This window comes from Paraburkholderia phenoliruptrix (genome assembly GCF_902859825.1).
In the GTDB taxonomy this organism is placed as follows: domain Bacteria; phylum Pseudomonadota; class Gammaproteobacteria; order Burkholderiales; family Burkholderiaceae; genus Paraburkholderia; species Paraburkholderia phenoliruptrix.
The window spans coordinates 1-2510 of record NZ_CADIKB010000102.1; the positions used below are offsets into that span (position 1 = coordinate 1).

Here is a 2510-nt window from a genome sequence, read left to right on the forward strand (position 1 = left end):
TCGGTCGTCGACAACTATGTTGTCCGGTCGACGGGGGTAATTGTCGTGATCACGTCATGGGTTCATAGTTGTCGTCGCTCCGTCGTAATTGTCGTTGGGTAATTGACGCCGGCGTTCCTTCTGTTTGTCGTTGGCTTTGCGGCGCCGATAGCTCTCAACATTCAGCTCGAAGATCGTCGAGTGATGGACGAGCCGGTCGATAGCGGCCACCGTCATGCCCGGGTCAGGGAATACGTCATTCCAGCCCGAGAACGGCTGATTGGCCGTGATGAGAAGACTCTTGCGCTCATACCTCTCAGCGATCAGCTCGAACAGCACGCTGGTTTCGGCCTGGTCTTTCCTCACATACGACAGATCGTCCAGGATGATCAGGTCGAACCGATCGAGTTTGACGAGCGCCGAAGGCAGTTGGAGGCTCTGACGCGCGACCTGAAGTTTCTGCACGATCTCACTGGTCCGCATGAACAGTACGCGATAGCCGGCGTCGATCAACGCATGGCCAATGGCCGATCCCAAATGACTTTTCCCGCCGCCGGGTGGCCCAAACAGGAGGATCGTGGCGCCTTTTTCGAGCCACGAATCGCCGGTGGTCAGCGCCATTACATGCGCCTTCGAGACCATCGGAACAACGCCGAAGTCGAAGGTGGAGAGCGTCTTGGTCGGGTCCATATGCGATTCGATACGATGACGCTCGATCCGTCGTTGGGCCCGCTCGGCAAGTTCATGCTCAAACAGCGCGCCGAGCAGTCGGGACGCCTGCCAGCCCTCCTTGTCCGAGCGTTCGGCGAAGTCCGGCCACAACCGGCCGATCGTCGGCAGCCGCAACTCGTTGAGCATCAGCGCCATGCGGCCGGCATCGCAAGCAGGGGCGTTCATACCGGCACCTCCTCATCGAGCAATGCGTCATAGACCTCTGCGGATGGCATCTCGACCACGACGACAGGACACTCGCGCTGACGCGGCGCGAACTCATCGAACAGCGTCTTCAGATTAGGCAGCTCACCGAGTTCGAGCAATGCTTCAAGCCGCTCAGCCAGTTGCGCTTCGACGCCGTGGTTACCGGCCAGCTCAAGCAGGCCCACCATGGTCTTACAGGCGCTGCGTTGTGACAGCTTTACGTCCAGTTGCTCCCAGGTGCGGCGGTACGCATCACGTGGAAACAGGCTGTCGCGAAATGCCAGCCCTTTAAAGGCCTGTGGCTTGCGCTTGAGCGAATCGATAAAGTGACGGTAATCGATGGCGTGACCCCGGCTGCGCCCGGGCGTAACCGTTCCCCGTGGCGTGCTGTGCACCAGCGCGCCAGACAGATAGCAATCAAGTCGGTCGATGTACAGACGCACCTTGAGCATATGACCAATCAGGCGAGACGGGGCGCTATAAAGAATGTTGCGCACGGTGAAGGTACTGCAGCGGGTCACGCGCGCCTCTTCCTCGACGAAGTCCGTGGTACGGAGCTCAGGCAGATCCTGCAGGTGTTCACGCTCGACGCGAAACGCTGCCGAATTGCGCCGGTTCCGACGCATCACTACCCCGCGTACGAACTCGTCATAGGCTGAACGATCAGCGAAATCACGATGACCTCGCAGTTCCAGGGCCTGATCGACGGCGTCCTTCAGGTAGCGATGTGAGGATTCCACACTTCCGTTCTCGTGACCGAGACCCCGGTTATTGCGCGTGCCCTCCATGCCGTAATGTTCGAGCAGCGATGCATACCGGGTTGTGAAGTCCTCCTGCTCCTGCAGATTCCTGAAGGCCGCCGACAGGCTGTCCGAGCGGTGTTCGCGTGGGCAGCCGCCAGCCTGCCACAGCGCATTCTGTAACCCTGTCGCGAGCGCTTCGAAACTCTCTCCGCCATCAATCACGCAGGCGTACTCCCAGCGAGAGAACGCCAGTACGAAGTGATACAGCAGGTGGTCAAACGGGACACCGCCGAGAGTCACGCACAGTTTCTCCATGTGAGTGAAGTCCGACAGGCCTCGTATCCCTGGTAGATACTCCTGCGGAAAGAAGATTTCCTTGCCCGGACCTTCGAGCGCACGCCATTGGCTGATGTGCCGCTCAAGCGTGCGTCGCATGCTATCCGGAAACCGGCCCGGGTGATCCTCCTGCAGCTTGTGCAGGATCGTGACCGGGATCAGCCGCGGGGCACTGCGCAGCAACGGGACCACTTCGCCTTCCCAAACGTCGGCGAACGGGTTTGTACGGGTACGCCAATCACGCTTCGCCTTCTGCGAAGGCAAGCTGGTCGCGCGCTCAATGCGCCGAGCCGTGCGCGAGCTCATGCCTACCTTGGCAGCGGCGGCTTCTTGGGTGTTGTGTTTGCGCTTGTTCATATAGAGCCGGACCTGTTGGTCGGTGATGCGGGTTTCAGACATGGGCTGACCGCTTCTTTTTAGCTTCAGTCAGCCATCCTAGGCCCGTCGATCCGACAGCGCCGATGGCTCGTCGTCTCCGGCGGCTACGCCGCCTTCGACTCCTCACCACCGGCCAGGATAGTTGTCAACGACCGG

The 2510-nt window shown here is 60.2% G+C and carries 2 protein-coding genes; both read right to left on the bottom strand.

The window, feature by feature from the left end; genetic code table 11:
* Window positions 1-54: 54 nt before the first annotated feature.
* Entirely contained in the window at window positions 55-876 is an 822-nt protein-coding gene (gene istB, locus HV711_RS33110; protein ID WP_035486542.1) for an IS21-like element helper ATPase IstB, read from the bottom strand.
* On the bottom strand, window positions 873-2375 hold the full coding sequence (gene istA, locus HV711_RS33115; protein ID WP_035486539.1) for an IS21 family transposase: 1503 nt from the start codon (window positions 2373-2375) through the stop codon (window positions 873-875). Before istA ends, istB begins: the two co-directional genes overlap by 4 nt.
* Window positions 2376-2510 lie beyond the last annotated feature (135 nt).

Coding starts and splice junctions, on each gene's coding strand:
- istA (WP_035486539.1), bottom strand. CDS start 2,375: ATGTCTGAAACCCGCATCACCGACCAACAGGTCCGGCTCTATATGAAC.
- istB (WP_035486542.1), bottom strand. CDS start 876: ATGAACGCCCCTGCTTGCGATGCCGGCCGCATGGCGCTGATGCTCAAC.